This is a genomic window from Mucilaginibacter sp. 320_HR, from assembly GCF_059691875.1.
The window spans coordinates 258,724-282,239 of the sequence record NZ_JCAWAI010000004.1; the positions used below are offsets into that span (position 1 = coordinate 258,724).

Genomic DNA, 23,516 nt, shown 5'->3' on the forward strand with positions numbered 1-23,516 from the left:
CAGGCAATATATCCTGCCTTTATAGATCGGAACGGCTAATATGAGGTGCAATAGCACCGGTGCAGAGAAAGTATAACCTTACAAATGCCAATGGCTGAAAATTGTTTGTTTTATATCATTTCTTCCTCTGTAAGCAGGTATTGTATTAAACTGTTGAACATGATTTTATATTTGCATAGGTTAGCCTTAACTCAGAAACTAACAACACACACTTACCATGATCGAAACAAAAGCTTACGCCGCGCAGGACGAAAAAACTCCGCTGGCACCCTGGACCTTCGAGCGCCGCGAGGTAGGCCCTCACGACGTTCAGTTTGATATTTTATACTGTGGCGTATGTCACTCAGATCTTCACCAGATCAGGAACGATTGGTTCCCGGGTATATTCCCGATGGTGCCTGGCCACGAGATTGTAGGCCGCGTAGTAAAAGTAGGTGATCACGTTAAAAACTTTAAGGTAGGCGATCTTGCGGCTACCGGTTGTATGGTAGACTCGTGCCAGGTGTGCGAGAACTGCAAAGCCGATCTGGAACAATACTGCCTGGAAGGTAACACCCAAACTTACAACAGCATGGAGCGCGATGGATCTATGCCTACTTATGGCGGTTACTCCAACACCATTGTTGTGCGCGAGGAGTTTGTGTTGCACCTTAAAGAGGGTGTAGACCTGGCTGCTGTTGCGCCGCTGCTTTGCGCGGGTATTACCACCTATTCGCCGCTGAGGCACTGGAAGGTTGGCAAGGGCCACAAGTTAGCGGTGTTAGGTTTAGGTGGCCTGGGCCACATGGGCGTTAAATTTGGAGTTGCCTTTGGTGCCGAAGTTACTGTACTAAGCACATCTCCATCCAAAGAAGAGGATGCAAAGAAACTAGGCGCACACCACTTTGTGGTTACCAAAGATCCGGAGCAAATAAAAGCTGCCATGGGCACGTTTGACTTTATACTGGATACCGTATCGGCACCGCACGACTTTAACATGTACCTGTCATTACTGCGTACTAATGGTACCATGATATGCGTAGGCGTACCGCCAGAACCTGCACAGGTGGCAGCGTTCAGCCTGTTAGCAGGACGTAAGAGCCTTGCCGGATCCGGCATCGGCGGGATAAAAGAGACCCAGGAAATGCTTGATTTCTGCGCCGAGAACAATATTGTATCTGATATTGAAATGATCGACATCAAGGACATTGAAGATGCATACAAGCGTATGGAAAAAGGCGATGTACGCTACCGTTTTGTTATTGATATGGCCACGTTATAGTAGCTTCTTTAATAAATTTTCATCTGAAAACCCGGGCATTGCCCGGGTTTTCTTGTTCAGCTAAAACCACCTAATCACCCCGACGTTGTTCACCATGGCTCTCTCTGCGCAGAGTAGGTTGAGAAAGCGCGTTATTGCGAGCGGTAGCGCTGCAATCATCGACATGATCGTCGGCTACGTATCCATCGAAGATTGCTTCGTTCCTCGCAATGACGCAGTGTTAGAACAAGCACTCAGACACCGGCATCAGGAACGTTCGGGTAGTACAGGCATTGCTAAAGCATTAACTTTAACAGAACGTAACGTAGCCGGCACTTTTCTTTGGTTCGTTTCTTTTGGTGTCAAAAGAAATGAACATCCACTGGCATGAATAAAGCAGGGCCATTCCTCATGAGCACTGTTCACGCAGCCAACATTTGTTTCGCTCGTCGACTAGATATGCGCAAGAGGTGAGTATATCTGCTAACGCTTAAGTTCAAATTATTACCTTAGCCTTATGGAACCTACCTTTTTTGCCACGCAGTAACAGTTTAGAGCGTGGCTGGAGCAAAATCACCTGAAAGAGACAGAACTGCTGGTGGGTTTTTACAAAACCGGCAGCGGCAGACCAAGCATGACCTGGCCGCAATCTGTAAACCAGGCGCTATGTTTTGGATGGATAGATGGTGTAAGGAAGTCGCGCGATGCAGAGAGCTACACCATAAGGTTCACACCACGCAAAGCTACAAGCATCTGGAGCGCGGTAAACATTAAGAAGGTAGAAGAACTTACCGCTAAGGGTTTAATGCAGTCAGTTGGGTTGGCTGCCTATGAAAAACGGGAGGAACAACGTTCTATGGTGTATGCCTACGAAAGCGAAACAAAAGAGTTTTCGAAGGCTTATGAAGAACAATTTAAAGCAGAAGGTGCAGCCTGGAATTTCTTCCAGTCGCAGGCACCGTGGTATAAAAAGCTTTCGGTTCACCGCGTGATGAGTGCCAAGCAGGAAAAAACACAGCAAAGCAGATTGAAAATTCTTATAGAAGCGAGCAAAGCAGGGAAGAGATGGGAGCAATAGCAGAGATTGATCTTTACCTTGACTCCTGATTCTTGACTCTTAACTCTTAACTCTGGTTCTTAAACCAGCTTACCGGTGTCAAGTGCATTTTGCAGGGTAGCAATACGCAGTTTGGGCTTGTACCAGCGTTCGGCAAGTCTCTTTACCCATCGGCGCTTGTAGCCAAACACCATTTTCAGCATATTCACCTTTGCCGAGCCAGTGGGATAGCCGTATTTGTACCAGGTGAATTTTGATGCGTCTACGTTAAAATACTGGGCAAATTCATCTATAAACAGGTCTATTTCAATGTCGTAAATGTCAAGGTCGAGGTCAATACTGGTGCAGGTGGACAGGCTGGCCGGGTCTATATTTTTCACCTTGTACTTTGTGCAGTACTCAATTATAAAGTCTTTTAACCGGGGATGTACTTGCTCCATAATGTGCCTCTACATTTAAATAAGACGCACATTTTTTCCGGAGGTTGCATGCAGCACTGCAGTTTTCCCGTTTTATTTTAATTTTTTTTCCAGTTTGTACATATCCAGCGGCTGTTTCAATATTCCAAACTTCTCTTCTATGATTAAGGGAATTACCTCGCCTGTTTTTTGGTATCCTCGCCGCTCGTAGTAGTTCAGCAATTCGGTGCGGGTGGTAATAACTGTCATTACTATAGTTGTTATATCCCATTTTAAGGCGTAGTCCTCCGCTGCTAGTAGCAGTTGTTTGCCTAAGCCACGAGCCTGAAGTTCGGGGTTCACGCTCAGCATTCCCAAATACATGCTACCGTCACCGCGGTTTTGCAGGTATACACAGCCGGTAATGGCACCACTCTCGTCTGTGTTTTTCAAGATTACAGCCTTTGGGTCATTTAGCTGCTCAATAAGGCTATCCTCATCTATACGCTGCCCGTCTATCAAACCAGCTTCGGTGGTCCAGCCTTTATGAGAGCTTTCGCCACGGTAGCTGCTGTTAACTAATGTATGCAGCGCGCTGACGTCGGCTAGGGTCGCTTTAGTAATGCTCATAGGGCAAATGTAAAAAATCTGTCTAACTGCCTAAAGCTGTTTAAAATCTTCGCGTACCGGGCTAAAAACATCTATCAGGCGACAGTCGGTTATAGAAAGGCCACTGTGCGGTACGTTTGGCGGTATAACAGCAAACATACCCTTGTCAAGCAGTTGTGGAACACCGTTTACGGTAAGCTGAAAGGTACCATCAAGCACAAAAGCGCTTTGCTCGTGGATATGCTGGTGTGTGGGTACATCATAACCGGCTTTTACCTCAATAAAGTTAATGGTGTTGTTTTGCGTGTGGATGATTTTTGACAGGTAGCCGGGCGCGATCTCTTTAACCGGTATGTCATCGAATTTGAAGAATATAGAAGTGTCCATTACGTTTTCAGCTGCAAGTGCCGGCAAAGCGGTACCTGTGGTTTAAACTGCAATATACGCCAGATCACTAATAGGCTGCGCCACTCGTTCTAAAAAAACAAAGGCTGCATTGATAAAATGCAGCCTTTGATTCGTTCCGCCGGTTAGTGACGGATATGCTATTATAATTATTGCTTTTTTATTTCCACCCTGCGGTTTAATACGCGGCCTGCTTCACTGGTGTTGGCTGCAATTGGCTTGCTTTCACCCCAGCCTTTTACGGTAAGGTTGTCGCCCCTTACGCCGCTATTAGTAAGGTATAATTTTACTGATGTAGCACGCTCTACAGAAAGCTGCATGTTATGCTCATCGGTACCTTCTGCAGATGAATTGCCGTTAAGCACAAACTTAGCAGTAGGGTCTTTCTTCATCTCCGTAACGGCTTTATCCAAAATAGGGTAGGCCTCTGTTTTCAGTATGCCAGAGTTAAACTCGAACTGAATGTTAGCAAAGTTATAGTTTGGAGGTGCAGGTGCCGGAGGAGGTGCAGGCGTTTCAACAGGTACAGGTTTTGGAGCCGGTGCAGGTGCCGGTGCTGGTTGTGCTACCGGTACAGGCTGTGCAGCAACAACAGGCTTTTTAGATTTGCAGGCAGGCAGTACAATTACTGCTGATAAAATTGCCGCTGCCAAAATAGATGTTCTGAATTGTTTCATTTGGTAAGGGTTTGCTGTAAAAGTATTAAAACGGCAGTATTTACGGCATATTATAAATTAATTTGCCCGTAGTTGCCGCTGTAGTCCTTGTTATCAGCGCGGTTTATGCCGACTGCCTTTTGGTAAAGGCCCTTACTTTGTTTGTAAAATCTTCCAGGCTAAAAGGTTTAGCCAGGGCATCATCTGCCCCGCATTCTACTTTAATCTGCTCCAAGTCAGCAGATCCGGAAACCAGCATTACCGCTATGTGACTAAGTTCGGGCTGCGATTTGATGTAGCGGCACATAGTGTCTCCGCGTTCTTTGCCGAGGTTCAGGTCCAGTGTTACTAAGGATACGTCATGCAGAGGAAGGCTATTGCGTGCCCAATCTGTACTGTTCAGGCTTATTACTTTATAACCTTCGTCTTCTAACAGCATGCACATCATCTCGCCTATTACCGGCTCATCCTCAATCACTAATACTTTATTGCCCATGATGATTAGTAAGCAATTAAGAAGCCAAGAATAAGTAATGGAAACTTATTTTTGCAAAAATCTTTGCACAGTGCAAATGTTTGTCGACACAATCGATTCGGTAACGGATTTAACCAAAAAATGCCACCGGTAAAAGCATGATTTCCTTTACCCGTGGCGAAAATGTTATTAACTTATTTCTTCTTCTTTTAAGGATTGCATATCAATAACATAACGGTAATGCACTTCTTTGTCCTTCATCTTATCATATGCATCGTTAATGTCTTGTATGCGTATCATTTCTGTATCGGGCGCTATTCCGTGTTCTGCGCAAAAATCAAGTACCTCCTGCGTTTCTGCAATGCTGCCGATTAACGAGCCGGCTACTGATCGCCTGTGAAAAGCTACTTCCATATTGTTAAGCGCTTTTGCATATGGAGCGAGTAAGCCCACGGTTACCAGTACTCCATCTTTCTTAAGTAAGTTAACATAGGTGTTCACCTCAAATTCATCAGGGATGGTTATCAGGATAAAGTCGAGACTAAGCTCTTTTTTAGCAATGGCTTCTTTATCTGTAGAAACAAGTACCTCACTTGCGCCAAAACGTATGGCATCTGATCTTTTTTCTTCATCGCGGGTAATAGCTGTCACCTCTGCACCCATGGCCTTTGCTAGTTTAATTGCCATGTGACCCAAGCCTCCAACTCCTGCTACACCAACTTTACTGCCTGCCTTAATGCCCCAATGTTTTAACGGCGAATAAGTTGTTACCCCTGCACATAAAATAGGTGCCGCAGACTTAATATCCAGAGCATCCGGAATGCTCAGCACAAAAGACTCTTTAACAACAATCTTGTCTGAGTAGCCGCCGAATGTATTAAAACCGCTTCCGTCTGGTTTCATATAGCCATTGTAGGTGGCGGTCCAGCTTACCGGGCCTTCGCAGTAATTTTCTTCTCCGTCGGTGCATGGGTTACAGTGCCCGCAGGAGTCTATCATACAGCCTACGCCCACAACATCGCCTACTTTATATTTGCTCACGGCGCTGCCTGCCTGTACTACTTTACCCACAACCTCATGCCCGGGCACACAGGGGTAAATGGTATTACCCCAGTCGTTCTTCACCTGGTGCAGATCCGAATGGCATACGCCGCAGTATAATACATCTATTAACACCTCATCTTCTTTAGGCGGGGTACGTTCAAAAGCCATCGGCTTTAAACTGCTTAAAATAGAGCCCGTAGCTCCGTAGCCTTTAGCTTTTAAGTTTTCCATCTCTCGTCTTTATAGTTTATCGTAAGTAATTTAATTACTGGTTAACAGTTGTAAGCCTCGCAAGTTTTAAGCATCTCCGTTTTTGCAGAAATAAGTAACGACCGTAAGCTATTTTGTCGAGGAACTGACTAGATGGGATTTAAAGGTCAACAAAAAAGCCTTTTCTGAATAGAAAGGGCTTAGTGGTGTGCTCCCGACGAGATTCGAACTCATATCGATGGTACCGGAAACCATAATTCTATCCATTGAACTACGGGAGCAATTGCATGCAAATATATAATTTTACGCTCTATTCCTGTCAAATTTCTGACAAACCTGAACGCCTGCCGGCTGTTGATTAAACACAACAATAGTAGAGATCATGGATAATAATAATGCCCCCGTTTGGTTCGTTACTGGCTGCTCCACCGGTTTTGGCCGGGAGTTGGTAAAATTACTGCTGCAACAAAACTATAATGTGGTGATCACCGCCCGCGACATTGAGAAAATAAAAGACCTTGCCGATGGTTATGATGCTTCTGCTTTAGTGCTTCCGCTGGATGTTACAGATAAGCAACAAATAGCGGATGCTGTAGAGAAAGCAACCGCCACTTTCGGCAAAATAGATGTGCTGGTAAATAATGCAGGTTACGGCTACTTTACCAGTATTGAAGAAGGCGAGGAGGAAAAGATACGCGCCCAGTTCGAGACTAACTTTTTTGGTTTGGTTAGCATGACACAAGCCGTGCTGCCGGGTATGCGTAAAAAGCGTAAAGGCCATATAGTAAACTTTTCATCTATTGGTGGTTTGCGCTCGTTTGCCGCTACTGCGTACTATCACGCTACCAAGTTTGCTGTAGAAGCCTTGTCAGAATCGCTTTCGCAGGAAGTTGCGCCGCTTGGTATAAAGGTATTGTTGGTTGAACCGGGACCTTTCCGTACCGATTGGGCCGGAAGATCTACCGCGCGCACCGAAACGCAGCTTGACGATTACAAAGACACTGTTGGAAAACGCATGAGCGCCAGTTTAGAAGGCAGCGGCAAACAAGTTGGCGATCCTGTACGGGGCTCGCAGGCTATAATAGATGCCGTAAATTCAGAAAATCCGCAGCTTAGATTGCTGCTTGGCGAGATGGCTTACAACATGGCCAATGAGAAACTTACTATGCTAAAAGAGAATTTTGAGGCCTGGAAAGATCTCAGCATAAGCGCGGACTTCCCCGAGAACGAACGATAACAAAAAGAAGCGGGCTGTTTAAACTTAAACAGCCCGCTTTGTTTATCAATATTTAAATGCTGTTCCCCCTTCAGGGGGGTAGGGGGTTAAACGTTGAACCTGAAGTGCATAATGTCACCGTCCTCAACCACGTAGGTTTTACCTTCTACAGCCATTTTGCCATTTTCTCTAATAACGCTTTCTACACCGTTAAACTTCACAAAGTCATCATACTTGATCACCTCTGCACGGATAAAGCCTTTCTCAAAGTCGGTATGGATAACGCCTGCAGCTTGTGGCGCTGTAAAGCCTTGTGTAATGGTCCACGCGCGCACTTCCTGTACACCTGCGGTGAAGTAGGTAGCCAGGTTAAGCAGGCGATAGGCAGCCTTTATCAGCTGGTTTACACCAGATTCGCTCAGGCCCAGGTCGGCTAAGAACATCTGGCGGTCGTCATAAGATTCCATTTCTGCAATCTCTGCTTCTATCTGTGCAGAAATAATCAACACCTCGGCATTCTCTTCTTTAACAGCTTCACGTACTTTCTCAACGTAAGCGTTACCTGTACTTACCGAAGCTTCGTCTACGTTACAAACGTACATCACCGGCTTTGCGGTAAGCAGCCATATATCGCTGATGTATTCTTTATCTTCTTCTGCCACTGGTGCCGTACGTGCAGATTTGCCGGCAAGCAGGTGCTCGCGATAAACCGTAAGTACTTCAAAGGCCTTTTTAGCATCTTTGTCGCCGCCGGTCTTGGCCATTTTCTCAATCTTAGAAATTTTCTTTTCTATTGAGTCAAGATCTTTAAGCTGTAGTTCGGTGTCGATAATCTCTTTATCACGGATAGGGTCCACAGAGCCGTCAACGTGTATAACGTTATCATTATCAAAGCAGCGCAGCACGTGTATAATAGCGTTTGTAGCACGGATGTTAGCCAGGAATTGGTTGCCCAGGCCTTCGCCTTTGCTGGCCCCTTTTACAAGGCCTGCAATGTCCACTATCTCTATAGTGTTTGGCACAATGCTTTTAGGATTTACAATCTCGGTAAGCTTGGTAAGGCGCTCATCCGGTACGGTGATCACCCCCACATTTGGCTCTATAGTACAGAACGGGAAGTTGGCCGCCTGTGCTTTTGCATTTGATAAACAGTTAAAAAGTGTAGACTTGCCCACATTTGGCAGCCCTACTATACCACATTGTAAACCCATTTTTATGTTTTTGACTCAAGAAACAAGAATAAAGAACCAAGACAATATCTTATATCTTGACTCTTAATTCCTGGCTCATTTTGAGCGGCAAAGATAACATAAAAAAAGCCTTGTAATTTGAAAAAATAAACGACTTTTGCCTGCACAAAAACAAGGTTACACCCATGTAAACAAGAGGGCTTTTATGGACGAAATGGTTGAACAAATAGAATTGTTACTGGAGCAGGAGGATACTACGCAACTGCAGGAGTATTTGAACAACCTTAATATTTCGGACGTAGAGGAACTTATTGGCGAGATACCTGAACATGGCCCTGCCATTATTGCTACCCTTTCGCTCAACCGGGCAGTAAACGTTTTCAGGATACTTGACTTTCCTACGCAGGAGCGTATTATAAAAAAACTTACCGGCCAAAAGGTAGGGGAGATACTCAACGCCTTGCCACCCGACGACCGTACATCTTTTTTTGCGGAACTACATGGCGACGCGGTGAAGAACCTTATCCTGCACTTATCACCCGAAGATCGTAAGGAGGCTTTAGGTCTTTTGGGCTACAAGGAGGACAGTGTCGGCCGTTTGATGACGCCCGACTACATAGCCGTTAAGAAGACCTGGGATGTTACAAGGGTGCTGTCGCACATTCGTCGCTACGGTAAGAACTCTGAAACGATTGACGTTATTTATGTAATAGATGACAACGGTGTGCTGCTGGACGACATCCGCATCCGCGAGATATTGCTGGTAAAACCGGAAACAAAAGTAAGCGATCTGATGGATGGCCGGCTAATCTCCCTAAGCGCTGCCGACCCGCAGGAAGAAGCTATTAACGTGTTCAGGATGAATAACCGCACCGCATTGCCGGTTATTGATAGCGAAGGTATCCTGCTGGGCATTGTTACGGTGGACGACATCTTGTGGATAGCCAACGAAGAATATACTGAAGACATACAAAAGATAGGCGGTACCGAAGCATTGGACGAGCCGTATCTGGATATCAACCTGTTTACGTTGGTAAAAAAACGTGTGGGCTGGCTTATCATCCTATTCTTCAGCGAAATGCTTACCGCTACTGCAATGAGTTACTTTGGTGATGAGATAGAAAAAGTGGTAGTGCTGGCTTTTTTTGTTCCGCTTATTATCAGCAGCGGAGGGAACAGTGGCTCCCAGGCATCAACGCTTATTATACAGGCAATGGCTTTGGGCGAGGTTACCCTTGCAGACTGGTGGCGCGTAATGCGCCGTGAGATACTCTCCGGTCTGATGCTGGGTGTTACGCTCGGTATTATAGGCTTTTTGCGAATAGCCGCCTGGAGCATGTTCAGCGATATCTACGGTCCGCATTGGCTATTGGTAGGATTTACAGTGGGTTTCTCACTTGTAGGTGTAGTGCTTTGGGGCTCGCTGGCAGGGTCTATGCTTCCTTTACTGCTCAAAAAACTCGGTGCCGACCCCGCAACTTCTTCCGCGCCTTTTGTAGCTACGTTGGTAGATGTTACAGGGCTAATTATTTACTTCACCGTTGCAGTAGTGTTCATGAAAGGCGTGCTCCTGTAGCTTACAGGTTAAATGCGTCGGAAATATCGGTGTGGGTATATTTATGCAGGCAAAATACCACAAACAAAAATACCCGCCTTTGCAGCCGGGTATCCGTGTTGTAATATTGAGGTCTAAATTAGGGTTACCTATATTTCGAATGAGAAGTCTTCGTCAGCTTTACTTACTTCAGATGCTTCGCTAAACTCGTAACGTTTCTCTACCACTTCCTGGTGGTCTTTTATATAATCAACAGTGTGTTTCAGGCCTTCTGCAAACTTTTCAAAATCTTCTTTATACAAGAATATCTTGTGCTTTATAAATACACCGTCCTCTAAACGTTTTTTGCTTTCGGTAATGGTCACATAGTAGTCGTTCGAGCGGGTTGCCTTCACGTCAAAAAAATAAGTTCTCTTCCCGGCTCTAACCTTCTTGGAGTAAACTTCCTCACGTTCTCTGTTGTCAAATTCTCCCATAAATATGTGCTGTAATTAGTTTTGGTTGGGATAAATATAAATAAAAATTTAAACTGCAACTATTTATTGTAACAATATTGAACCGTTGCAACTAAAAACACATATTATCTACGGTACATACAGGCTTATGAAAAGTAGCTATTTAATTGTCTTTTTCACTTTCACTGCAGTGGGACCTTTTTGGCCTTGTTCTATTTCAAAGGTTACCTTATCATTTTCACGAATTTGTTCTGTTAAAGCGTTAACATGAACAAAAATGCTTTCCTGCGTTTGCAAATCTCTGATGAAACCAAATCCTTTGGAGTCGTTAAAGAATGCTACGGTTCCATTACGAACAATTTCCTCTTCAACATGCTCCTGCTTAGGCACGGCTATCTGTATATCATCTGCAGATACTTTCTTGCGTAAAGAAAGATCTTGCGGTACAGACGTAAGGTTGCCGTTCGCGTCAACATAAGCCATCATGTCCTCTAAACCCTTACCTTTTGCAGCGTTGGTTTTGCGGTCTTCAGCTTTTTCTTTTTTTTCCTGCTGTTTTTTTAACTTTTTCTTTTCTCGTTCTTTTTTATTGAATGTTTCGGAAGATGTACCCATATATGCGTTTATTGTTATTGAATTATTACCAGTTCGTGTAAATTTAAGAAATAAAATCCCTAAATGAAAAGATGTTGCTTGAGAAATGAATTTGAGGCGAGTATTAGGTGCTTTACGCTTTCTCTTCTTCCTCCAGTAACTGCTTTTCATACAGCTCAAAGTAGGCGGTTTTCAGCTCCATCAACTCGGTATGGGTGCCCTGTTCAATTATCTCACCATTGTCTATTACCAAAATCATGTCGGCATTTTTAATAGTCGATATCCGGTGCGATATAATGATGCTGGTTTTGTCCTGCATTATACGGCCCAGGTTGCTCAATATCTCTTCCTCGGTGCGTGTGTCTACAGCTGAAAGGCAATCATCAAATATCAGTACCTGTGGCTGCTTTGCAATAGCCCGTGCAATACTTACTCTTTGTTTTTGGCCACCTGATAGAGTAACGCCGCGTTCACCAATCAAGGTTTCAAACCCTTGCTCAAGTTCTATAATATTATTGTAAACCGCGGCATCTTTAGCGGCTTGCTCTACCCGCGGCATATCCAGCACATCGGCACTAAAAGCAATGTTGTGCGATATTTTATCAGAAAACAAGAATACCTCCTGTGGTACAAAACCAATTTGCGAGCGGTAACTCTCCAGGTTAATGCCCTTAAGCGGCTGTCCGTCTATAAATATGCTGCCTTCGGTAGTGTCATACATGCGCATTATAAGGTTGGCAACTGTGGACTTCCCGGAACCTGTGCGACCAATTATTGCTACCATCTCGCCAGGGTTGGCTACAAATGATACCTGTTTAAGGGCTTTTATGCCGGTGTCCGGATATACAAAGGAAACGTTCTTGAACTCGATGCTGCCTTGCAAACGAAGCGGGGCAGTGTTTGGCGATTGTATTTCCGGCTCCTCGTGTAAAAACTCGTTAATGCGCTTTTGCGATGCCGCAGCGCGTTGCACAAGCGAGGTTACCCAACCTAAAGATATTACCGGGAAGGCCAGCATGTTGAGGTAAACAATAAACTCCGCAATGTTGCCGGCAGTGATATTGCCTTTCATTACTTCTACACCACCTACGTACATGGTAAGCACGCCGCTGAGGCCTATCAGCAATACCATAGAAGGGAAGAACATGGCCTGTACCTTTACCATAGCCATGCTTTGCGTTTTGTATTCCTCGCTTTCGTCAGCGAATTTGCCGCGCACATAGCCCTCTCGTACGTATGATTTGATAACCCTGATGCCGGAAAAGTTCTCCTGCACAAAGCTGGATAAGGCAGAGAGGCGCTTTTGTATCTGTTCGCTGCGGTATTCTATCACTGTATTTACATAAAAAATGATCACTGCCAGGATAGGCAGCGGCAATATGGAAAATACAGCCAGCCTTAAGTTTACAGTTACCATGGCGTATATTACGAGTACAAACAACACCACCGTGTTAATGCTGTACATTATGCCAGGCCCCAGGTACATGCGTACACGGCTAACATCCTCGGTAACGCGGTTCATGAGGTCGCCGGTATTATGGCGGCGGTAGAAAGCAAGCGAAAGCTTTTGATAATGTTCGTAGATCTCGTTCTTCATATCGTACTCGATATGGCGCGACATCAGGATAATAGTTTGCCGCATAAAAAAGAGGAACAAGCCCCTAAGCAATGCCAGTATAAGTACCAGCAGACCAAACATCAACAAGCTGGAGCCAAATATATCATAGATCATGCTCTGCCTGTCGAACCCGGCAAACAGGTGGAAGGTGCTGATATTTTCGGTTACCAGGTCAAATGCTACCCTTACCACTTGTGCAGGCAGTACAGCAAAAATGTTGGAGATGATAACGAACAGTATGCCCGGTACCAGCCGCCAGCGGTATTTGTAGAAGAATTTATTAAGGTACGCGAGTTCTTTCATGAATTATCCAGGTCCGGGTTACCGGATAGCTGAGCATCCGGCAAGACAAAGATCAAAAGTATAAAAAGTTAATAGGGGATGGATGCATAATGTTTTAAAGCAGCGATAAAGCCGTGCTATTTTACAATTGCGTCGCATTTAAGTTGCTTGCATAGGGCTGATCTGCAACGGGCTTTAAGGCGGATGTATACTTTACACTTGCCACTTCAAAAAAAACACTACTTTTGCAGTCGCAATAAAGTTTTATCACTACCGTCCCAGATAATGCCTGTTCCACACAACGCCGATAGTATTTTTAACCAGCTGGAATCACTGGGGCATAAAAAAGTTGTGTTTTGCAGTGACCCGGACACCGGCCTTAGGGCAATCATCGCTATTCATGATACCACACTTGGCCCGGCACTTGGCGGTACCCGTATGTGGGCCTATAAAACCGAGAAAGAAGCGTTGCAGGATGTTCTTCGGTTAAGTAAAAGCATGACGTATAAGTCGGCTATAGCAGGCTTAAACCTTGGTGGCGGCAAAGCCGTGATCATAGGCGATTCCCGCAAGGACAAAACAGAGGCATTGCTGCGCAAGTTTGGCCGTTTTATAAAAAATCTCAACGGAGAGTTTATTACTGCGGAGGACGTGGGTACCAACCCGCGCGATATGGAGTACATCCGTATGGAAACACAGCATGTAACCGGTGTGCCCGAAACCATGGGCGGCAGCGGTGACCCTGCACCCATTGCTGCAATGGGCGTTTTTATGGGTATGAAAGCCTGTTTAAAGGAGCTTTACGGTAATGATCATATCACAGGCCGCTCTGTTATTGTGCAGGGTATAGGCCATGTAGGTGAGCATCTGGTAAAGCTGCTGCGCGATGAAAATGCTAAGGTGTACGTAAGCGATATCAACGACGAGCGTACGCGCCAGGTATCAAAAAAGTACGGTGCGGAAGCGGTATCAAATAATACCATATTTGATATTAACGCCGACATCTACGCGCCTTGTGCTCTGGGATCAACCATAAACACGCAGACCATAGGCAAGCTGCAGTGCGCCATTATAGCCGGCTCGGCAAATAACCAACTGCAGGATGAAGCCCTGCATGGCCAAATGCTGCTGGACAAGGGCATCCTTTTTGCGCCGGATTATGTGATTAACGCGGGTGGTATAATTAATTGCTATTCTGAGCTGATGGGGTATAATAAAAAGCGCACCCTGCAGTTAACAGAAAATATTTACGAGGCAACCCGTAATGTTTTAAAACTTTCTAAAGCGGAAAGCATTTCTACCATAACGGCTGCTAATAAAATTGCCGAAAAACGTATTGCCGATATTAAAAAAGTAAAGTCAACCTATTAAATTATCATTTGGGCACTGGCCCCTAATCGTTCTTATAAAATGCTAAACAGAAGGCACCTCCGGGTAAAAGTTCTACAGTCCTTGTACGCGTACCATCAGTCCGACTCGCGCGACATTAAACACCACGAAAAGCAGCTCCTGAGCAGCATAGACCAGGTTTTTGAAATGTACATATGGATGCTTACCCTTATCAGCAATGTGGTGAATTACGCCAGTATAGATGCTGAAGAAAGGGCCAACAAGCATCTGCCTACCAAGGAAGACCTTAACGCCAACACCAAGATACTTACCAACCGTTTTATAGTATCTCTAAGCCAGAATCAAGAGTACCTGGCTGCCGTAAAAAAATACAAAGTAGATTTTTCTTTTGATCCTGAGCTGGATAAGTCCCTGTTCATCACCCTGAAGAATTCTCCTGAATATGCTGAGTACCTTGCTAAAACGGATGATACCATCAGCACGGATAAAGACATTATAAAATTCATCTTCAAAAAGGTTATCCTGAAATCATCGTTAGCCGAGCAGGTTTTCGAAGATAAGTTCATTTACTGGCCTGTTGACAGGGAAGTACTCCAAGCGTTGATCGCTAAAACATTCAAGAACTTTGCTTCGGAGAACCCGGCAGAGAACCAACTGGCCGAAATCAGCGGAAACTGGGCAGACGACCGCGAGTTTGTGTTGAACCTGTACGCTCAAACCATTCGTTACGACAGCCAGTACCAGCAACTTATTGCTGAAAAGACACAGAATTGGGAACCCGACCGTATTGCCATGATGGATACATTATTAATGAAGATGGCAATCGTAGAATTTATTAATTTTACATCGATACCGGTGAAGGTGACCATTAACGAGTACCTGGAGATATCAAAAGAATTCAGCACACCTAAGAGCAACTCGTTCATCAACGGTATACTGGATAAAATACTTGCCGAACTCAAAGCCGAGAACAAGGTGAAGAAGATTGGCCGCGGATTGATTGAAGAATAAACAAGATTATTAAGTAAAATGAGAAAGCTATTATTATGTACAGTTGTTGCAGGCTTGTTCATATCGGCCTGTAATTCCAATGGTCAGAGTACTACAGCGGTAACTGCCGATGCAGGTACTCCTACGGTTGCAGGTACTACCAGCGCCACCAATGCGCCGGTAATGAAGTTTGAAAAAGAAACCCACGACTTCGGCAAGATAAAAGCAGGTGATAAAGTTACCTATGAGTTTAAGTTTACAAACACCGGTAAAACCCCTCTCATTATAAAAGATGCAGTAGCCACATGCGGCTGCACCAAGCCCGAGTGGCCAACCGCGCCTATACAGCCCGGCGCTGAAGGCGCTGTGAAAGTTACCTTTAGCAGCGTTGGTAAAATGGGCTTGCAGGACAAGCAAATAACCGTTACCGCTAATACTAACCCGGCCCAAAATATGGTGCACCTTATTGGCGAAGTAACCGCACATTAATTTAAAACTATAAAATGACAACAACTATCTTATTACAAGCCGGCGGCGGCTTTGGCTCCCAGCAATTAATCATGTTCGGGTTAATTGCAGTGGTGTTCTACTTTTTTATGATACGCCCGCAGGTTAAGAAACAAAAAGACCAGAAGAAATACGTAGAAGAGCTTAAAAAAGGCGATAAGGTGGTAACTACCTCCGGCATGCACGGCAGGTTATACGAAATTGGCGACACTACTTTCCTGATAGAAGTGGAAAACGGCGCCAGGTTACGTTTCAATAAATCTGCTATCTCTTTAGAAGAATCTAAGGCTTTAAACGCACCACCGGCAGTAACTAAGTAAGCCTTTGCGGCTAAAAGTATAAAGGCGAAAGGTATTCTTTCGCTTTTTTATTTTATACCTTACAATAGCACTAATCCTTTACTTTTACAACATGGCAATCATCAAACTATCGGCCATAGAACGCAGGCGCTTACAGGCCTTTGTTACGTGCCTGGTTTTTGCTGTGTTGGCCTGGCTGTTTACAGTGTTATCTAACCCTTACAAGTTCACGGTAAAGCAGCCGCTTACGTTCAGGAACTCGCCGCAAAAGCGGGCTTTTCACCCTTTGCAGCCCGATACCGTAAATGCCATAGTACAGGGTACCGGTTGGCAAATGCTGTTCTCTAAATGGACAGATACCCGCAAGGAAGTCAATGTAGACCTGCAATCGCTGGATACTAAAAACTTTATAGTGCTAAGCAGCCAGCTTAAACAGATTAACGCCAAAAAAGACCCTGACAGGGAAATGGTTGGCTTTAGTCCCGACACCTTGTTCTTCGATTTTTCTAACCGTTCTGTTAAAAAGGTACCTGTGCAGGCGGTTACATCCTTGCAGTTCGAGCGGCAGTTTGCACAATCGGGCGTGATGACCATTAAACCGGCTTACGTAAAAATAAGCGGTCCCGCGGAAGTGCTTGCCCGGATAAACTTTTGGAAGACGGATTCACTGAAGTTGACCGACCTTAACGAAAGCATTAATACGCGTATTTCATTAAAGCGCTCTAATGAGGGCAACCTGGATGTAGAGCCTAAAGCCGTTTCTATTAACATCCCCGTGGATGAGTTTACCGAAAAGACAATAGAGGTGCCTGTTAAGCTCATCAACAATCGTAATTTTTATGACGTGAAAGTTTTCCCGCAGAAGATAAAGATAACCTTTACTACCTCACTGCGCGACTACCCGGATATGAATGAGGATGACTTTGAAGCCGTTGCCGACCTCGACCTTTGGTCACGTCAGGGTTATACTACACTTCCGGTTAAGATAACCAACATGCCTACATACAGTAAAATAGTGAAGATGGTGCCGCAGAATGTTGATTTCATTGTTAAAAAGTAATGTTTAAAGTAGGTATCACAGGCAACATAGGCAGCGGTAAAACAACGGTGTGCAAAGTATTTGAGGTATTGGGTGTACCGGTATTTTATGCTGATGATGCGGCTAAAAAGGTAATGGTGACGGATGAGATCCTCATCAGCGGCATTAAGGAAACCTTTGGTGATCAGTCTTATTTTGCTGACGGCACGCTTAACCGCAAGCATATAGCAGGCATTGTTTTTAACGATGAAGCAGAATTGATAAAGCTGAACAAACTGGTACATCCAGCCACCTTCAGGGCTTTTGATGTTTGGTTAACTCAGTTTGAAGGTAATCACAAAGTGCCTTATATACTCAAAGAAGCTGCACTGCTATTTGAGAGTGACTCTTATAAAATGTGCGATCGATCGGTAGTGGTAACCGCTCCTGTAAAAACCCGTGTGAAACGTGTAATGGCACGCGACAACATCACCCAACAAGAGGTTGAAAGCCGTAATGCCAAGCAACTGACCGAAGAACAAAAGCTTCAGTTGGCGAACGATAACATTATCAACGACGATACGCAACTGGTAATCCCGCAGGTACTCAGGCTGCATGACTTATATCTATCCCTTTCCAAAGCTTAATGATCTTAGAAGACTTTTTACAGTTTGACGGCAATGGTTTGTATTGCCGGTACGGCGACTTTTATTTAGACCCACTGCAACCGGTCGCCAACGCTGTGATTTCGCACGCACATGCCGACCATGCCGTTAGTGGCAATACCAACGTGTATGCCACTGCGGCCACCATTGCTTTTATGCAGCTGCGTTATGGTAAAAACGCAGGCAAGCAGTTACATACACAGACTTACAGTAAAGTATTTGATATGCGCGGGGTGGAGGTGAGTTTCATTCCGGCAGGGCATATCCCTGGCTCGGCCCAGGTGTTAATGGAATATCAGGGCACCCGTTATCTGTACACCGGCGATTACAAATTACAGCTAGACAATACGTGCGAGCCAATGGAGTTTGTACAGGCTGATGTCCTGATCACCGAAACTACTTTTGCCGATAGAGACACCATACATCCCGATCCGGTAGAAGAAATAAAGAAGCTGAACGATATTAAGGTGAATATCTTGCTTGGCGCGTATGGGCTGGGAAAGAGCCAGCGCCTTATCAGGATGATAAATGACTATGCGCCGCAAAAGAAAGTGCTGGTACACCACAAGGTGATGCCTATAAACAATGTTTACAAGTCACTTGGGTATGATTTGGGGGCTCACCAGTTGTATAACCGTAAGCTGATGAAAACGCAGGAAGAGTGGGTGTACATTGTGCCGCCTTTTACCTTTGACAGCTACATACGCGCCACCGGCGTTAAACGCCTGTTTGCCTCCGGGTGGAAGAACCTGCAGGTGAACGCCCAGGATACGCTCTTTATATCAGACCATGTGGACTGGAACGATATTATTACTACCATTAATAATGTTCAGCCCAAGCAGATCTGGACACTTCATGGAGACGGGCGGCAGCTAAAAGAACATTTTGCTGATAGTATATTTGTGAAAATATTGAATTGATGCTGCAGGAAAACATAGATTATTACATCAACTCCGACGGCAACTACGTATTCACCAAAGAATACCATTTAAAGCGTGGCTATTGCTGTAAAAACAAATGCCTGCATTGCCCGTGGAACTATGGGCGGGAACAAAAGAGTAAGCAAACAAAAGATAAATAGATATATTTGCATACCAATCAACACGTTGCCAATTAAATGGGGATAGAGGAAGATATAAAAAGTACCAATTTTGAAGATAGCTACCATAAAATGGTCATCAACCTGTCGTATACCTACGGCTGGATGAACAACTTTACCCGTAGCCACTTCGAAAAGCACAACCTTACACAGCAGCAGTTTAACATACTGCGTATTTTACGTGGCCAATACCCCAAGCCGGCCACTGTAAACCTGCTGAAGGAACGCATGATAGACAAGATGTCTGATGCATCGCGTATTGTAGACCGCCTGGTACAAAAGGGCTTGGTGTCGCGCTGTACTAACACAAAGGATCGTCGCGCTGTAGATATCCGCATCAGCGACGAAGGGCTAAAAATCCTGTCAGTAATGGATGGCGAGTTCAAAGCCAAAGATATCTTTAAAGAAAATCTTACGGAAGAAGAAGCCGAACAATTAAGTAATTTGCTGGATAAATTAAGGGGGTAGAGCCGACTCACCCCCGGCCCCCTCTCTCCGCGTTGCGGAAAGAGGGGGTGCTGTCATTGCAACCTATTTTTCATCTTTCTACTTTTTTTCCTCCAACCCTCTTTGCGCGCAGCGGAGAGAGGGTCGACAAGCGTTAGCGATGTCGGGGTGAGTTGTTATTAGTGCTTTTGAGGAATGATTATACTATATGATTATCAGTGGATGTTCATTTCTTTTGACACCAAAAGAAACGAACCAAAGAGACTTAGCGCAGCGATCTCATGAACGGAGTGAATAACGTGCCGGCTACGTTACGTTCTGTTAAAGTTAGTGCTTTAGCACTAGTTGTGCCACCCGAACGTTCCTGATGCCGGTTCTTGAGGAGATTGTTCCGGCTGTGCGACACTGGTTTTTATTTTTACACCACCCTCTTTGCGCGCAGCGGAGAGAGGGTCGACGGCGAAGCAAGTCGGGGTGAGTAAACTACGCAACAAACCCAGGCGCCAACTTCCTGAAACCAACCACAAACAACCATCCCACCAACGCTCCGTACAGGGCACCGGCAGTTACATCAACCGGGAAGTGCACGCCTACATATACCTGCGCAAAACAAATAATTGCGGCCCATATAAGTGCAGTTATACCAACCCATTTCCATCTTCGGTAAAATATAAGGCACAGGAAAGTGGCCATGGCAAAATGGTCCGTAGCATGTGTAGAGGGAAAGCTGTAGCCTAGTCCGCAGGGTACCCGGCTTATCACCGTATTGGATGTTACCTCATCCCGGCAGGGGCGCAGGCGCATTACCTCCTTTTTAACAAGACTGGCGCTGGTAAAATCGGCAAAGCCTACGGCAAGGCAAAGCATCGCCACTAAAATAAGCCCTTGTTTTTTGTAGCGCCATATGCTGAAGACGATAATGAACAGGTACAGCGGAATCCAAAATCTTGGGTTGCGCATCCATGGCATTATCCAGTCGAAAAACGGGTTGGTAAGCGTGTGATTAACAAAGTAGAATAAATGCCTGTCGAGGTTTAATAAGAAATCGGGCATTGTTTTTTATGGATGCTGAGGTTTACGGCTCAAATATAGTTAATATCTCAAAGCTTAAAACTACTTCAATTTTACAGTGCCGTCTTTTAAAATTGTTATTTTTGCGGCTTAAACAAAGGAAGTTTTGACGCTGATTAAATCAATTTCGGGAATACGCGGCACCATTGGCGGTGCGGTAGGTGAAGGTTTAACGCCTTTGGATATTGTTAAGTTCACATCGGCATTTGGCAGCTGGGCCGTAAAAAACTCCGGTAAAAAAAAGATAGTGATCGGTCGTGATGCACGTCTTTCAGGCGAAATGGTGAACAACCTGGTGATAGGCACTTTACAGGGTTTGGGTATTGATGTAATTGATCTGGGCCTTTCCACCACTCCAACCGTGGAGGTTGCCGTTCCGGATGAGGATGCTGCCGGCGGTATCATTCTTACGGCGAGCCACAACCCAAAACAGTGGAATGCGCTTAAACTGCTTAACCACACCGGCGAGTTCATAAGCGATGCTGATGGTAAAGAAGTATTGGAGATTGCCGAGACAAGCGATTTTAAGTATGCCGACGTAAATGATCTAGGCAAACTTGTGAAGGACGACAGCTACCTGCAAAAACATATTGACAAGATACTGGCTTTGCCGTTGGTAGATAAAGAAGCAATTGCAGCTGCCAATTTCAGCATTGTTATAGATTGCGTGAACTCAACCGGCGGGCTTTTCGTGCCGGCGTTGTTAAAAGCACTTGGTGTACAAACCGTTCATGAGCTGTTTTGCGAGCCTGACGGTAACTTTCCGCACAATCCCGAGCCACTGCCCGAGAACCTCGTAGCCCTTGCGCAGGAAGTGGTGAAGAAAAGAGCGCACCTGGGCATTGCGGTAGACCCGGATGTAGACCGCCTGGCTTTCGTGAACGAAGATGGCAGCATGTTTGGCGAGGAATACACGCTGGTTGCCGTAGCGGATTATGTTTTGAAGAACACCAAAGGTAACACGGTTTCTAACCTTTCATCAACCCGGGCCCTGCGCGATGTTACCGAAAAGGCTGGCGGCGAATACCACGCTGCAGCAGTAGGAGAGGTGAACGTAGTGAACAAAATGAAGGAAGTAAACGCTGTTATTGGCGGTGAAGGCAATGGCGGTGTGATATTGCCTGAATTGCATTACGGGCGCGATGCGCTTGCCGGTATAGCCCTGTTCCTTACCCACCTGGCTAAGTTCGGTAAGCCGGTATCAATTCTCAGGAGCACGTACCCGGGCTACTTCATTTCAAAAAATAAAATCACCCTTACGCCAGAGATGGACATAGATGCGTTGCTGCTAAAGGTTGAAGAGAAATACAGCAGGCAGCCCCATACAACCATTGATGGCCTTAAGATAGAATTTGACAAGGAATGGGTACATTTGCGCCGTTCTAACACGGAGCCTATCATCCGTATCTACTCCGAAGCAAATTCAGAAACGGTTGCAGATAACCTGGCCCAAAAGATCATTGGAGATATAAAGGAAATACTTAATTTATAATTTGAAGCGTAGCCACGGCAATTAACAGCCGCTCATTGCTTACTATTTACTACCAACTACCATGCGCGTATACTTTGATAATGCCGCCACAACGGCCCTCGACCCTGAAGTTTTAAAGGAAATGTACAAAGTGATGGAAACCCAATTTGGTAATCCGTCATCTATACATGCTCATGGCCGCGAGGTGCGCACCGTTATCGAGCGTTCGCGCAAAACAATAGCTAACCTGCTGCATACATCACCTGCCGAGATCTTTTTTACCAGCGGTGGCACCGAAGCAGACAATACAGCTATTCGCTGCGGTATTGTGGATCATAAGCTTACTCATGCTATTACCACCAGGCTGGAGCACCATGCTGTGCTGCATACCTTGCAGGCAATGGAAAAGGCGGGTGTTATAAAGCTGAGCTTTGCAGATATAGACAATAAAGGCAATGTAGATTACGATCATCTTGAAACATTGCTTAAAACTAACGAACGTAGCTTCGTATCGCTAATGCACGCGAACAACGAGTTGGGTACAATAACCGACCTTGACCGCGTTGGTGACATTTGCGAGGCATATAACGCCATATTTCATAGCGATACGGTGCAAACTGTCGGGCACTATCGTCATGACCTTACAAAGCTTAAATTGCACTTTATGGTATGTGCTGCCCACAAGCTACATGGTCCTAAGGGCGTTGGCTTTTTGCATGTGAACCACAAAGTGAAGATAAACCCCATGATCTATGGCGGATCTCAGGAGCGCAACATGCGTGGCGGTACAGAAAATGTTTACGGCATAGCGGGATTAGCAAAAGCGCTTGAACTGGCTTATGCCGAAATGGATGTGCACCAGGCCTATATACAAGATTTAAAAAGCTATATGATGGCTAAATTGCAGCAGGAAGTACCGGGTGTAACCTTTAACGGTGAAACGGATCCGTCTAAAAGCTTGTATACAGTACTGAACACTTCGTTCCCTGAAATGGAAATGGCCGATATGCTATTGTTCAACCTGGACATTGCCGGTATTTCGGCATCAGGCGGTAGCGCGTGCAGCTCAGGTACAGACATTGGTTCGCATGTGCTCACAGCTATAGGTGCTAACCCTAACCGTCCGTCGGTTCGGTTCTCGTTCTCTAAATACAACACTAAGGACGAGGTTGATTATACGGTAGCCAAGCTAAAGGATATTTGTTTGGTAAGCGCTTAGTTTCTCGTTGGCATTGTTTTTGGTTGATGTTAAGCAACAATTAAAAACTAAACATCATGGAAACCAACGAAAACAGCCCGGAATACAATCCAAATTACAGCCCCGATGAAACACCTGAAGAACGCCAGTCGGAAAACGAAGGTACAGGATACGGCCAGCAAACAGAACAAGAGCAGCAGCAGGGAGGCAACGATGCTTCTTATAGCGAGCAAAATGATGTAACACCACCGGATGCGCACGAGTTCCCGAGTGAAGGTGTAGCTACCAAAACAGATTTTGTTAGCCGTCCGTATGGTCGTACTACCGGCCGTATGGTAGGCCATGAGCCAGGAACTGAAGGCATATAATTTCGCGAAAAAATACTTAACTAAAAAAG

General features: G+C 45.2%; 29 protein-coding genes, 1 tRNA gene and 1 pseudogene. 18 read left to right on the top strand and 13 right to left on the bottom strand.

Going from position 1 to position 23,516, the window contains the following annotated elements; translation table 11 throughout:
• Nucleotides 1–217: 217 nt before the first annotated feature.
• The 4 genes and pseudogenes from AC59GT_RS15740 to AC59GT_RS15755 all read left to right on the top strand — a co-directional run bounded on the left by AC59GT_RS15740 (nt 218) and on the right by AC59GT_RS15755 (nt 2,318).
• On the top strand, nt 218–1,261 hold the full coding sequence (locus AC59GT_RS15740) for an NAD(P)-dependent alcohol dehydrogenase (protein ID WP_497238519.1): 1,044 nt from the start codon (nt 218–220) through the stop codon (nt 1,259–1,261).
• Nucleotides 1,262–1,355: 94 nt separating this feature from the next.
• Nucleotides 1,356–1,631: a hypothetical protein gene (locus tag AC59GT_RS15745; protein ID WP_497238520.1), complete on the top strand. Its 276-nt coding sequence runs from the start codon at nt 1,356–1,358 to the stop codon at nt 1,629–1,631.
• A gap of 168 nt (nt 1,632–1,799) precedes the next feature.
• Nucleotides 1,800–2,054 (top strand): annotated as a pseudogene (locus tag AC59GT_RS15750) (YdeI/OmpD-associated family protein); the annotation flags it as partial.
• Between the two features lie 42 nt (nt 2,055–2,096).
• Nucleotides 2,097–2,318, top strand: coding sequence for a YdeI/OmpD-associated family protein (locus AC59GT_RS15755; protein ID WP_497238796.1), 222 nt, complete (start codon nt 2,097–2,099; stop codon nt 2,316–2,318).
• 59 nt (nt 2,319–2,377) lie between these two features.
• Here the strand turns inward: AC59GT_RS15755 and AC59GT_RS15760 are convergent, their stop codons facing one another.
• The 7 genes from AC59GT_RS15760 to AC59GT_RS15790 all read right to left on the bottom strand — a co-directional run bounded on the left by AC59GT_RS15760 (nt 2,378) and on the right by AC59GT_RS15790 (nt 6,375).
• Nucleotides 2,378–2,737 carry a DUF1493 family protein gene (locus AC59GT_RS15760; RefSeq protein WP_497238521.1) on the bottom strand — a complete coding sequence of 120 codons (360 nt, stop codon included), beginning with the start codon at nt 2,735–2,737 and terminating at the stop codon, nt 2,378–2,380.
• 72 nt (nt 2,738–2,809) lie between these two features.
• Nucleotides 2,810–3,325, bottom strand: coding sequence for a GNAT family N-acetyltransferase (locus tag AC59GT_RS15765; RefSeq protein ID WP_497238522.1), 516 nt, complete (start codon nt 3,323–3,325; stop codon nt 2,810–2,812).
• Nucleotides 3,326–3,355: 30 nt separating this feature from the next.
• Nucleotides 3,356–3,691 (bottom strand): cupin domain-containing protein, encoded by a 336-nt coding sequence (locus tag AC59GT_RS15770; RefSeq protein WP_497238523.1) that lies wholly within the window; start codon nt 3,689–3,691, stop codon nt 3,356–3,358.
• A gap of 167 nt (nt 3,692–3,858) precedes the next feature.
• Nucleotides 3,859–4,386, bottom strand: coding sequence for an OmpA family protein (locus AC59GT_RS15775; protein ID WP_497238524.1), 528 nt, complete (start codon nt 4,384–4,386; stop codon nt 3,859–3,861).
• Between the two features lie 103 nt (nt 4,387–4,489).
• The gene (locus tag AC59GT_RS15780) at nt 4,490–4,861 is read right to left on the bottom strand and encodes a response regulator transcription factor (RefSeq protein WP_497238525.1); all 372 of its coding nucleotides are present in this window, start codon (nt 4,859–4,861) and stop codon (nt 4,490–4,492) included.
• A gap of 168 nt (nt 4,862–5,029) precedes the next feature.
• Nucleotides 5,030–6,115 carry an NAD(P)-dependent alcohol dehydrogenase gene (locus tag AC59GT_RS15785; RefSeq protein ID WP_497238526.1) on the bottom strand — a complete coding sequence of 362 codons (1,086 nt, stop codon included), beginning with the start codon at nt 6,113–6,115 and terminating at the stop codon, nt 5,030–5,032.
• A 188-nt stretch (nt 6,116–6,303) separates the two neighbouring features.
• A tRNA-Arg gene (locus AC59GT_RS15790) sits at nt 6,304–6,375 on the bottom strand.
• 101 nt (nt 6,376–6,476) lie between these two features.
• On the opposite strand from AC59GT_RS15790, the gene AC59GT_RS15795 reads away from it, so the two are divergent.
• On the top strand, nt 6,477–7,331 hold the full coding sequence (locus AC59GT_RS15795; protein WP_497238527.1) for an oxidoreductase: 855 nt from the start codon (nt 6,477–6,479) through the stop codon (nt 7,329–7,331).
• Between the two features lie 86 nt (nt 7,332–7,417).
• On the opposite strand, the gene ychF is transcribed toward AC59GT_RS15795, so the two are convergent.
• Nucleotides 7,418–8,521 carry a redox-regulated ATPase YchF gene (ychF, locus tag AC59GT_RS15800; protein ID WP_497238528.1) on the bottom strand — a complete coding sequence of 368 codons (1,104 nt, stop codon included), beginning with the start codon at nt 8,519–8,521 and terminating at the stop codon, nt 7,418–7,420.
• 184 nt (nt 8,522–8,705) lie between these two features.
• Here ychF and mgtE point away from each other — a divergent pair, with 184 nt between their 5' ends.
• Nucleotides 8,706–10,076, top strand: coding sequence for a magnesium transporter (gene mgtE / locus AC59GT_RS15805; RefSeq protein WP_497238797.1), 1,371 nt, complete (start codon nt 8,706–8,708; stop codon nt 10,074–10,076).
• Nucleotides 10,077–10,204: 128 nt separating this feature from the next.
• Here mgtE and AC59GT_RS15810 read toward each other — a convergent pair whose 3' ends face one another.
• The 3 genes from AC59GT_RS15810 to AC59GT_RS15820 form a co-directional block, all read right to left on the bottom strand.
• Entirely contained in the window at nt 10,205–10,531 is a 327-nt protein-coding gene (locus tag AC59GT_RS15810) for a DUF3276 family protein (protein WP_117382473.1), read from the bottom strand.
• A gap of 138 nt (nt 10,532–10,669) precedes the next feature.
• Nucleotides 10,670–11,275: a cold-shock protein gene (locus AC59GT_RS15815; protein WP_497238529.1), complete on the bottom strand. Its 606-nt coding sequence runs from the start codon at nt 11,273–11,275 to the stop codon at nt 10,670–10,672.
• A complete protein-coding gene (locus AC59GT_RS15820) occupies nt 11,238–13,025 on the bottom strand; it encodes an ABC transporter ATP-binding protein (protein ID WP_497238530.1) in 1,788 nt (595 codons plus the stop codon). The genes AC59GT_RS15815 and AC59GT_RS15820 overlap by 38 nt, the downstream gene beginning before the upstream one ends.
• Before the next feature lie 264 nt (nt 13,026–13,289).
• Between AC59GT_RS15820 and AC59GT_RS15825 the strand changes: the two genes are divergently transcribed.
• The 9 genes from AC59GT_RS15825 (at nt 13,290) to AC59GT_RS15865 (ending at nt 19,400) form a co-directional block, all read left to right on the top strand.
• Nucleotides 13,290–14,375, top strand: a complete 1,086-nt coding sequence (locus tag AC59GT_RS15825) for a Glu/Leu/Phe/Val family dehydrogenase (RefSeq protein WP_497238531.1) — start codon at nt 13,290–13,292, stop codon at nt 14,373–14,375.
• Nucleotides 14,376–14,414: 39 nt separating this feature from the next.
• The gene (nusB, locus tag AC59GT_RS15830; RefSeq protein ID WP_117382469.1) at nt 14,415–15,365 is read left to right on the top strand and encodes a transcription antitermination factor NusB; all 951 of its coding nucleotides are present in this window, start codon (nt 14,415–14,417) and stop codon (nt 15,363–15,365) included.
• Nucleotides 15,366–15,383: 18 nt separating this feature from the next.
• Nucleotides 15,384–15,833: a DUF1573 domain-containing protein gene (locus AC59GT_RS15835; RefSeq protein ID WP_117382468.1), complete on the top strand. Its 450-nt coding sequence runs from the start codon at nt 15,384–15,386 to the stop codon at nt 15,831–15,833.
• A 14-nt stretch (nt 15,834–15,847) separates the two neighbouring features.
• On the top strand, nt 15,848–16,171 hold the full coding sequence (yajC, locus tag AC59GT_RS15840; protein WP_497238532.1) for a preprotein translocase subunit YajC: 324 nt from the start codon (nt 15,848–15,850) through the stop codon (nt 16,169–16,171).
• A 91-nt stretch (nt 16,172–16,262) separates the two neighbouring features.
• On the top strand, nt 16,263–17,210 hold the full coding sequence (locus tag AC59GT_RS15845) for a CdaR family protein (protein ID WP_497238533.1): 948 nt from the start codon (nt 16,263–16,265) through the stop codon (nt 17,208–17,210).
• Nucleotides 17,210–17,815, top strand: coding sequence for a dephospho-CoA kinase (gene coaE, locus AC59GT_RS15850; RefSeq protein WP_497238534.1), 606 nt, complete (start codon nt 17,210–17,212; stop codon nt 17,813–17,815). Before AC59GT_RS15845 ends, coaE begins: the two co-directional genes overlap by 1 nt.
• Complete coding sequence (locus AC59GT_RS15855; protein WP_497238535.1) at nt 17,815–18,753, top strand: exonuclease; 939 nt, start codon at nt 17,815–17,817, stop codon at nt 18,751–18,753. The genes coaE and AC59GT_RS15855 overlap by 1 nt, the downstream gene beginning before the upstream one ends.
• The gene (locus AC59GT_RS15860) at nt 18,753–18,914 is read left to right on the top strand and encodes a DUF5522 domain-containing protein (protein WP_497238536.1); all 162 of its coding nucleotides are present in this window, start codon (nt 18,753–18,755) and stop codon (nt 18,912–18,914) included. Before AC59GT_RS15855 ends, AC59GT_RS15860 begins: the two co-directional genes overlap by 1 nt.
• A gap of 36 nt (nt 18,915–18,950) precedes the next feature.
• The gene (locus tag AC59GT_RS15865; protein ID WP_497238537.1) at nt 18,951–19,400 is read left to right on the top strand and encodes a MarR family winged helix-turn-helix transcriptional regulator; all 450 of its coding nucleotides are present in this window, start codon (nt 18,951–18,953) and stop codon (nt 19,398–19,400) included.
• Nucleotides 19,401–19,644: 244 nt separating this feature from the next.
• Here AC59GT_RS15865 and AC59GT_RS15870 read toward each other — a convergent pair whose 3' ends face one another.
• Both AC59GT_RS15870 and AC59GT_RS15875 read right to left on the bottom strand, forming a co-directional pair.
• Nucleotides 19,645–19,785, bottom strand: a complete 141-nt coding sequence (locus AC59GT_RS15870; RefSeq protein WP_497238538.1) for a hypothetical protein — start codon at nt 19,783–19,785, stop codon at nt 19,645–19,647.
• A gap of 77 nt (nt 19,786–19,862) precedes the next feature.
• On the bottom strand, nt 19,863–20,432 hold the full coding sequence (locus tag AC59GT_RS15875) for a phosphatase PAP2 family protein (RefSeq protein WP_497238539.1): 570 nt from the start codon (nt 20,430–20,432) through the stop codon (nt 19,863–19,865).
• 124 nt (nt 20,433–20,556) lie between these two features.
• Between AC59GT_RS15875 and glmM the strand changes: the two genes are divergently transcribed.
• The 3 genes from glmM to AC59GT_RS15890 all read left to right on the top strand — a co-directional run bounded on the left by glmM (nt 20,557) and on the right by AC59GT_RS15890 (nt 23,487).
• Nucleotides 20,557–21,942, top strand: a complete 1,386-nt coding sequence (gene glmM / locus AC59GT_RS15880) for a phosphoglucosamine mutase (protein ID WP_497238540.1) — start codon at nt 20,557–20,559, stop codon at nt 21,940–21,942.
• A gap of 61 nt (nt 21,943–22,003) precedes the next feature.
• Nucleotides 22,004–23,140: a cysteine desulfurase family protein gene (locus AC59GT_RS15885; RefSeq protein WP_497238541.1), complete on the top strand. Its 1,137-nt coding sequence runs from the start codon at nt 22,004–22,006 to the stop codon at nt 23,138–23,140.
• 56 nt (nt 23,141–23,196) lie between these two features.
• On the top strand, nt 23,197–23,487 hold the full coding sequence (locus AC59GT_RS15890; RefSeq protein ID WP_497238542.1) for a hypothetical protein: 291 nt from the start codon (nt 23,197–23,199) through the stop codon (nt 23,485–23,487).
• Nucleotides 23,488–23,516 lie beyond the last annotated feature (29 nt).

What these genes read in the sequence shown, in the direction of transcription:
- AC59GT_RS15890 (WP_497238542.1), top strand. Translation starts at nt 23,197, where the DNA reads ATGGAAACCAACGAAAACAGCCCGGAATACAATCCAAATTACAGCCCC.
- AC59GT_RS15775 (WP_497238524.1), bottom strand. Translation starts at nt 4,386, where the DNA reads ATGAAACAATTCAGAACATCTATTTTGGCAGCGGCAATTTTATCAGCA.
- AC59GT_RS15845 (WP_497238533.1), top strand. Translation starts at nt 16,263, where the DNA reads ATGGCAATCATCAAACTATCGGCCATAGAACGCAGGCGCTTACAGGCC.
- ychF (WP_497238528.1), bottom strand. Translation starts at nt 8,521, where the DNA reads ATGGGTTTACAATGTGGTATAGTAGGGCTGCCAAATGTGGGCAAGTCT.
- AC59GT_RS15760 (WP_497238521.1), bottom strand. Translation starts at nt 2,737, where the DNA reads ATGGAGCAAGTACATCCCCGGTTAAAAGACTTTATAATTGAGTACTGC.
- yajC (WP_497238532.1), top strand. Translation starts at nt 15,848, where the DNA reads ATGACAACAACTATCTTATTACAAGCCGGCGGCGGCTTTGGCTCCCAG.
- nusB (WP_117382469.1), top strand. Translation starts at nt 14,415, where the DNA reads ATGCTAAACAGAAGGCACCTCCGGGTAAAAGTTCTACAGTCCTTGTAC.
- AC59GT_RS15740 (WP_497238519.1), top strand. Translation starts at nt 218, where the DNA reads ATGATCGAAACAAAAGCTTACGCCGCGCAGGACGAAAAAACTCCGCTG.
- AC59GT_RS15755 (WP_497238796.1), top strand. Translation starts at nt 2,097, where the DNA reads ATGGTGTATGCCTACGAAAGCGAAACAAAAGAGTTTTCGAAGGCTTAT.
- AC59GT_RS15785 (WP_497238526.1), bottom strand. Translation starts at nt 6,115, where the DNA reads ATGGAAAACTTAAAAGCTAAAGGCTACGGAGCTACGGGCTCTATTTTA.
- AC59GT_RS15765 (WP_497238522.1), bottom strand. Translation starts at nt 3,325, where the DNA reads ATGAGCATTACTAAAGCGACCCTAGCCGACGTCAGCGCGCTGCATACA.
- AC59GT_RS15795 (WP_497238527.1), top strand. Translation starts at nt 6,477, where the DNA reads ATGGATAATAATAATGCCCCCGTTTGGTTCGTTACTGGCTGCTCCACC.
- AC59GT_RS15820 (WP_497238530.1), bottom strand. Translation starts at nt 13,025, where the DNA reads ATGAAAGAACTCGCGTACCTTAATAAATTCTTCTACAAATACCGCTGG.
- AC59GT_RS15875 (WP_497238539.1), bottom strand. Translation starts at nt 20,432, where the DNA reads ATGCCCGATTTCTTATTAAACCTCGACAGGCATTTATTCTACTTTGTT.
- AC59GT_RS15770 (WP_497238523.1), bottom strand. Translation starts at nt 3,691, where the DNA reads ATGGACACTTCTATATTCTTCAAATTCGATGACATACCGGTTAAAGAG.
- AC59GT_RS15885 (WP_497238541.1), top strand. Translation starts at nt 22,004, where the DNA reads ATGCGCGTATACTTTGATAATGCCGCCACAACGGCCCTCGACCCTGAA.
- AC59GT_RS15825 (WP_497238531.1), top strand. Translation starts at nt 13,290, where the DNA reads ATGCCTGTTCCACACAACGCCGATAGTATTTTTAACCAGCTGGAATCA.
- mgtE (WP_497238797.1), top strand. Translation starts at nt 8,706, where the DNA reads ATGGACGAAATGGTTGAACAAATAGAATTGTTACTGGAGCAGGAGGAT.
- coaE (WP_497238534.1), top strand. Translation starts at nt 17,210, where the DNA reads ATGTTTAAAGTAGGTATCACAGGCAACATAGGCAGCGGTAAAACAACG.
- AC59GT_RS15835 (WP_117382468.1), top strand. Translation starts at nt 15,384, where the DNA reads ATGAGAAAGCTATTATTATGTACAGTTGTTGCAGGCTTGTTCATATCG.
- AC59GT_RS15780 (WP_497238525.1), bottom strand. Translation starts at nt 4,861, where the DNA reads ATGGGCAATAAAGTATTAGTGATTGAGGATGAGCCGGTAATAGGCGAG.
- AC59GT_RS15745 (WP_497238520.1), top strand. Translation starts at nt 1,356, where the DNA reads ATGGCTCTCTCTGCGCAGAGTAGGTTGAGAAAGCGCGTTATTGCGAGC.
- AC59GT_RS15810 (WP_117382473.1), bottom strand. Translation starts at nt 10,531, where the DNA reads ATGGGAGAATTTGACAACAGAGAACGTGAGGAAGTTTACTCCAAGAAG.
- AC59GT_RS15860 (WP_497238536.1), top strand. Translation starts at nt 18,753, where the DNA reads ATGCTGCAGGAAAACATAGATTATTACATCAACTCCGACGGCAACTAC.
- AC59GT_RS15855 (WP_497238535.1), top strand. Translation starts at nt 17,815, where the DNA reads ATGATCTTAGAAGACTTTTTACAGTTTGACGGCAATGGTTTGTATTGC.
- AC59GT_RS15815 (WP_497238529.1), bottom strand. Translation starts at nt 11,275, where the DNA reads ATGAAAAGCAGTTACTGGAGGAAGAAGAGAAAGCGTAAAGCACCTAAT.
- AC59GT_RS15865 (WP_497238537.1), top strand. Translation starts at nt 18,951, where the DNA reads ATGGGGATAGAGGAAGATATAAAAAGTACCAATTTTGAAGATAGCTAC.